We start from the raw sequence: 6,314 nt of genomic DNA, 5'->3' as shown, positions 1-6,314 counted from the left end.
TTGTAGACGTCAATTCGCAGCAAATCGCTTACCTATCAAGCCAACCGGACACTTTGACGTCCGAGTCAGGCAAGGCTGCCACCACTCCCCATCCATCGGCACCCTTTGTGGCAAAGTTGAGTCATGCGAGCAACAAAATATGCAAAAACCACAAGCCGAAGCATTTGATCAATGCGCCATTTCGGTCGATCGCAGCCGCGCGCCGCGCAAGCCGCTTCTTAGGAAAAGGGTTTTTCATAGACATCACGATCAACAACCATGCATGGCGAATGTGTATAAAATGAGCGTTTCGCACGGCAACTGCCGGCATCACGCAGATAACTAGCTAGCCACCATGACCACCCAAGAAGAAAAAACCCGCCGCGCCGAATTGATTGCAGCAGCAAGCCGGTTGTTCAAAGAGCAAGGCTATGAGCGCACAACGGTTCGAGATCTGGCCCAAGCGGTTGGTATGCAATCCGGAAGCCTGTTCTATCACTTTCGCACCAAGGAAGAGATGCTGGTCGCCGTCATGGCTGCCGGCATCGGCGATCTGACCGATCGCCTTGAAGAGCAACTGTCTCACGCACATACACCGTTCGATCGCCTCAGAACGGTGTTTCGTGTTCACCTAGATACCTTGCTGGGTGACGACAAAGGCGCGCTTTCGGTGTTGCTTTATGAGTGGCCAAGCCTGTCTGACAAGGCGCGCGGTGAGCTGATCAAACTGCGGGATGCGTATGAGCGTGATTGGCAGATGGTGCTGGACGAGGCCGCTGCCGCAGGGCTGGTGCACCAAGACACTCGCCTGCTGCGTAAATTGCTGCTGGGCGGCTTGCATTGGACCATCATGTGGTACCGCCCTGAAGGCGGTCAAACGCCTTGTGAAATGGCAGATCGCCTGGTTGACCTGATCATTCGGAAGTAATCCCTGCCCCTCGTACGCGTAGCGACGAGGGGTTCACACCACGCGAATTTCAAAGTCGTGACTGACCTGCGCGGTCTTGCCCAGCATGATCGATGCTGAACAATACTTCTCCGCAGACAGCTCAATCGCACGCCGAACCTGATCAGGCTTCAGGCTACGGCCGGAAACGACAAAATGCATATGAATCCGGGTAAACACCTTCGGATCAGCATCTGCTCGATCGGCATCCAGCATCACATCGCAATCGACCACATCCGCACGTCCTTTACGCAAGATGGTCACCACATCGAATGCCGTACAGGCGCCAGCCCCCATCAGAACCAACTCCATCGGACGCGGCCCGAGGTTGCGTCCACCCGCAGCCGGCGCACCATCAAGCAGCACAGAATGCCCCGACTCGCTTTGCGCCAGAAAACTGACTTCTTCCACCCACTTGACCCTAGCCTTCATCCTTACCTCCTTGAAATCACTCTGAACACATCAAATGCCGCACTGCGCCAATTCATGCTGCCTTGCAGCTATAAACTCATGCAGTTTTTGTAGTATTGGAGCAAAAACTCGCTCGATCAACCCCAATGGCATGTAACTGTACTTCAAGTTATTAAATTTATGGCGCACCGCACAAAAATTGCTTGCCTTTGCCGGGAAGCTCGGCTAGTATACGTCCTGCATTAGGGCCCCACACGCAATGTGTGTGCTTTGATGTTGTCTCCTCCATCCTCCTTTTTGGTGGAATTACGCGCAAGCCTCAGGCTTGCGCTTTTTTTTCGGCTCGGCCGCAGAACGCTCGCACCGAAAAATGGATGCACTCAAAGCGAGCCGCCAAGTGTTTGACACTTGCTTGCCGTTTCAAATACAATGCGCGACTTTCTGTAAATCGAACGAATCTGGAAGAGCCGTATGAAAACCTTCTCCGCCAAGCCGCATGAGGTACAGCGCGACTGGTTTGTGATCGACGCCACCGACAAGGTGCTGGGTCGCCTCGCTGCCGAAGTTGCTCAACGCCTGCGTGGCAAGCACAAAGCCATCTACACACCGCACGTCGATACTGGTGACTTCATCGTCATCGTCAACGCCGGCAAGCTGCGCGTAACGGGCGACAAAGCCCTGCAAAAGAAGTACTACCGCCACTCGGGTTACCCAGGCGGTATCTATGAGCGTAACTTCACCGAAATGCAGCAACAATTCCCTGAGCGCGTCATTGAAAAGGCCGTCAAGGGTATGCTGCCAAAGGGCCCACTGGGTTACGCCATGATCAAGAAACTCAAGGTCTACGCTAGCGCCGAGCATCCGCACGCCGCGCAAAAGCCGCAAGTCCTTGAAATCTAACAGACACAGATACAAGGACTGACAACATGGTTGGCAAGTATTACTACGGTACCGGTCGTCGCAAGAGCTCCGTCGCTCGCGTGTTCCTGACCAAGGGTACCGGCAAGATCGTCGTCAACGGCAAGCCGCTCGACGAATATTTCTCCCGTGAAACCGGCCGCATGGTGGTTCGTCAACCACTGGTGCTGACGGAAAACCTGGAAGCGTTCGACATCATGGTCAATGTAGCCGGTGGTGGCGAAACGGGTCAGGCTGGCGCGCTGCGTCACGGCATCACCCGTGCCCTGATCGAATTCGATGCAGCACTCAAGCCGACGCTGTCGCACGCAGGTCTGGTGACCCGTGATGCACGTGAAGTCGAGCGTAAGAAGGTTGGTCTGCGCAAGGCACGTCGCGCCAAGCAGTTCTCGAAGCGCTAAGCTTCAACTGCAACGCCGGCAAGATTCGTTCGAGTTTTCCGGCCCCGGCCGGACAAAAGCCGTCAGCTATGCTGGCGGCTTTTTGTTTGCCGGTCGATGTCACAAAGAATCGTTGGTATGATCGCCGCTCTCGGCAATTCTTTCAGGATGACAGCATGATCAAGGTGGGCATAGTCGGCGGAACCGGATACACCGGGGTCGAGCTGATGCGATTACTGGCTCGGCACGATGGCGTGAAACTATCCGCCATCACCTCGCGCAAAGAAGCAGGCATGCCGGTTGCCGAGATGTATCCCAGCCTGCGCGGTCGTGTCGACCTGGCTTTTTGCTCCCCTGCCGATGGCGCTCTCGAGCAATGCGATATTGTCTTCTTCGCAACCCCCAACGGCATTGCCATGCAGGACGCATCACCCCTGCTTGCCGCCGGTATCAAGGTCATCGACCTCGCGGCCGACTTCCGCATTGCCGATGTCGCTGAATGGGAGAAGTGGTATGGCATGAGCCACGCCAGCCCCCAGCTAATCACAGAAGCCGTCTACGGTCTGCCTGAAGTGAATCGGGAAGCGATCCGATCGGCCCGCCTGGTCGCCAACCCCGGCTGCTACCCGACGGCAGTACAGCTTGGCTATTTGCCACTACTCGAAGCCGGCCTGGCCGACCACAGCTCCCTGATTGCCGACTGCAAGTCCGGCGTTTCCGGAGCCGGCCGCAAGGCAGAAGTACACACCTTGATGTGTGAAGCCGGCGACAATTTCAAAGCCTACGGCGTAACGGGCCACCGCCACTTGCCGGAAATCAGCCAGGGCCTGTCGCGTGCCGCCGGCAAGCCAGTGTCATTGACCTTTGTCCCTCATCTCACCCCGATGATCCGCGGCATCCACGCCACCCTGTATGCCAAGGTCGACCGCGGAATCGACATTCAGGCACTGTTCGAGCGCCGCTATCGTGACGAACCGTTCGTCGACGTGATGCCGGCCGGCTCCACCCCCGAAACGCGATCAGTGCGAGGAGCAAATACCTGCCGGATTGCCGTACACCGCCCGCAAGGTGGCGACGTCGTGGTGATCCTGTCGGTGATCGACAATCTGGTGAAAGGCGCAGCCGGCCAGGCGGTGCAGAACATGAACTTGATGTTCGGCCTGCCAGAAGCCCAAGGCCTGGACGTCGTACCGCTGCTGCCCTAAAGCTTGTGATGATCGGGCGCTGGAAGCGACGTGGCAACCATCTGGCGACCGCCAAGCTGGCGGTGCGCCGCCATCTCCCTTGGTATGCCAGATTCGCCGCCGCGCTCGCCGCCGCCGCCCTGCTCGTTGGTGGCACTTATGCCGCCTATGGCTATGGTCTGACGCAAGGCAAACAGGACCCGACCGCTGCGCGCTTGGTGCAGGGCGCCAGTCGCGATGTCGCGGTGCTCAGCCGCGATCTGGCCGACGCGCGCCAACGCCTTGGCGCACTCGAGCAACAGCTTCGCGTCGAGCAGACTACCCGCGAGACGCTATCCCATCAGCTACAACAACTGCAGTCGGACAATGGCAGCCTGCGGGACAAGATCACCTTTTATGAATCGTTGTTGACCAAGACCGATCGCGCGCCTTCACTAGCTATTGAAGAGTTGCGCGTCGAGCCGCTCTCCGGCGGCCACTACCGCTTGCGGGCAATCCTGGTACAGGGGCAGTCCAGCCAAAGCGCCTTCAAGGGCAGTGCCGATTTCCGCCTGATTATCGAGCGCGCCGGCAAACGCAGCGAGCTGATCTGGCCCGCCCAGCGTATTCCGCTTACTGTTACCCGTTTCACCCGCATCGAGCGGGAAACCGAACTACCGAACGACGCTCGCTTGCGTCAGGTTGAAATACGCATCTATACCCAAGCAGACAATCGCGTGCGCCTGTCGCGCACTTACGATGTGAAAGGATAAAACGTGTTTGGCAACAGCAAGCAAAAAGCAAGCAGCCGTATCGACAGCCTGATCGGCCTGGAAACGAAGATCGTCGGCGATATGATTTTTTCCGGCGGCCTGCGTATCGACGGCGAGGTGGTCGGCGATGTCACCGCCGAAGAGGGCAAATCCAGCACCCTGGTCATCAGCGAAAAGGCACGGATACGCGGTACCGTGCGCGTCGGCCATCTGGTGCTCAATGGCACGGTGGAAGGGCCGATCCACGCCAGCCAGTATCTGGAATTGCAGTCCAAATGCCAGGTTCATGGCGATGTGTTTTACAGCACCCTGGAAATGCACCCCGGCGCCGTAGTGGGTGGCCAGCTGGTTCATAGTGCTGCCGATGGACGACATGCCCAGAAGTCGCTCGCAGCACCGGAAGAGCGGGTCATTGAATCTGCCATGCAGTGACCCCATATAGACATTACCGAATGTTAACAAGCGGCGCACATTGGCGGATAATTGCGCCAAGCCCCTGATTTTTGGAGTACCACCATGAATGCCCCTGCCGACGTAGCAACCCCCTTCGTATTTACCGACAACGCCGCCGCCAAGGTCGCCGACCTGATCGCTGAAGAAGGCAACCCCGACCTGAAGCTTCGCGTCTTCGTCACCGGTGGTGGCTGTTCCGGTTTTCAATACGGCTTTACGTTTGACGAAATCGCCAACGAAGACGATTCGGCCTACACCAAACACGGTGTCACCCTGCTGATCGACCCGATGAGCTATCAATACTTGGTCGGTGCCGAAATCGACTATGTCGAAAGCATCGAAGGTTCGCAATTCACCATCAAGAATCCGAACGCCACCTCGACCTGTGGCTGTGGCTCGTCGTTTTCTGCCTGAGCCTTATTGCAAGCCAGCAAAGCCCCGCCCTCGCGGGGCTTTTTGCTTGGCGGCACGATATCGCCGTGACTATTTCCTTACCGGAATCAATAGCACCTCATAGATAATCCGCGCCTTTGGTCCACCACGAGCCAGCCATGCACAAGGCCACCATCACTCTCTATTCCCTATTGCTGATAGGCCTGACTGGCATACCCGCGCACGCAGGGCCCATAGCCGGGCAATATCGCCAGAGCTTTCCGCAAGAACGATCAGTGTGCATCGCCGATAGCGATCTGGCCGTACTCAAACCCACCGCCTGGGCCAATCAGATGAAGCAGCGCGGCAAGCGCTGCACCTTGGGCAAAGACCCCGAAGCATCGACGCTGCTGGACAAATGGACTGGAGCCTGTACCACTGAGCAAGGTGTGAAATACGACTACAGCATCAGTGTCAGTCATATCGGCCAAGACAATCTGGTTATCGACAGCAAGATCGAGAAAGACGGCAAGCTGGAAGCGAAGACCGCCTTTATGGCGCAGCGCACCGGCACCTGTACAGCCGGCAGCACAGCGCTGAATGTGTGGGAATTGCTTGATTTGCCCGATACCCGCGCCGCCGAAGCGGTTGCCAGCGATCTGCTCTACTGTGGCGCGCTCTACACCGGCCTTGCCAGCAAGACCGGCAAAGAAAAACGCCTGCAACTCAGCCAGCTCGGACAGCAATTGTTTGCCACCGCAACCGGTCTGCTGCCAGACAATCCGGCCTTTGTGCAATCTGAAATGAGCAAGGCAGCGGATCGGGCTGCCGCCGACATCGTCGGAGCCAACGCTGAGAAGCTGTATGCACTATCGCAATCGGCACTGTGCGCGCCATATCTAGCCGAAGGCGGCGTGGA

Annotated in this window: 10 protein-coding genes; 9 read left to right on the top strand and 1 reads right to left on the bottom strand. The window is 57.4% G+C overall.

The window, feature by feature from the left end; all coding sequences use genetic code 11:
* A partial coding sequence (locus ACE3OH_RS17935; RefSeq protein ID WP_374356306.1) for a hypothetical protein occupies positions 1–284 on the top strand: 284 nt, incomplete at its 5' end.
* A 50-nt stretch (positions 285–334) separates the two neighbouring features.
* A complete protein-coding gene (locus tag ACE3OH_RS17930; protein ID WP_374356303.1) occupies positions 335–907 on the top strand; it encodes a TetR/AcrR family transcriptional regulator in 573 nt (190 codons plus the stop codon).
* Positions 908–940: 33 nt separating this feature from the next.
* On the opposite strand, the gene ACE3OH_RS17925 is transcribed toward ACE3OH_RS17930, so the two are convergent.
* Positions 941–1,357: an OsmC family protein gene (locus tag ACE3OH_RS17925; protein ID WP_374356300.1), complete on the bottom strand. Its 417-nt coding sequence runs from the start codon at positions 1,355–1,357 to the stop codon at positions 941–943.
* A gap of 450 nt (positions 1,358–1,807) precedes the next feature.
* On the opposite strand from ACE3OH_RS17925, the gene rplM reads away from it, so the two are divergent.
* The 7 genes from rplM to ACE3OH_RS17890 form a co-directional block, all read left to right on the top strand.
* Positions 1,808–2,236 (top strand): 50S ribosomal protein L13, encoded by a 429-nt coding sequence (gene rplM, locus ACE3OH_RS17920; RefSeq protein WP_374356297.1) that lies wholly within the window; start codon positions 1,808–1,810, stop codon positions 2,234–2,236.
* Between the two features lie 26 nt (positions 2,237–2,262).
* Positions 2,263–2,655: a 30S ribosomal protein S9 gene (rpsI, locus tag ACE3OH_RS17915; RefSeq protein ID WP_374356294.1), complete on the top strand. Its 393-nt coding sequence runs from the start codon at positions 2,263–2,265 to the stop codon at positions 2,653–2,655.
* A gap of 155 nt (positions 2,656–2,810) precedes the next feature.
* On the top strand, positions 2,811–3,839 hold the full coding sequence (argC, locus tag ACE3OH_RS17910; RefSeq protein ID WP_374356291.1) for an N-acetyl-gamma-glutamyl-phosphate reductase: 1,029 nt from the start codon (positions 2,811–2,813) through the stop codon (positions 3,837–3,839).
* Between the two features lie 8 nt (positions 3,840–3,847).
* Positions 3,848–4,570: a DUF6776 family protein gene (locus ACE3OH_RS17905; RefSeq protein WP_374356288.1), complete on the top strand. Its 723-nt coding sequence runs from the start codon at positions 3,848–3,850 to the stop codon at positions 4,568–4,570.
* Positions 4,571–4,573: 3 nt separating this feature from the next.
* Positions 4,574–5,002, top strand: a complete 429-nt coding sequence (locus ACE3OH_RS17900; protein WP_374356285.1) for a polymer-forming cytoskeletal protein — start codon at positions 4,574–4,576, stop codon at positions 5,000–5,002.
* 84 nt (positions 5,003–5,086) lie between these two features.
* Positions 5,087–5,437, top strand: a complete 351-nt coding sequence (gene erpA, locus ACE3OH_RS17895) for an iron-sulfur cluster insertion protein ErpA (RefSeq protein WP_374356282.1) — start codon at positions 5,087–5,089, stop codon at positions 5,435–5,437.
* A 137-nt stretch (positions 5,438–5,574) separates the two neighbouring features.
* Positions 5,575–6,314 (top strand): hypothetical protein (locus ACE3OH_RS17890; RefSeq protein WP_374356277.1); only part of this gene is annotated, 740 nt, incomplete at its 3' end.

Source organism: Chitinimonas sp. (assembly GCF_041904975.1).
GTDB lineage: Bacteria > Pseudomonadota > Gammaproteobacteria > Burkholderiales > Chitinimonadaceae > Chitinimonas.
The sequence above is the reverse complement of the archived record's forward strand: the minus strand, read 5'-3'. Positions and strand labels throughout refer to the sequence as shown.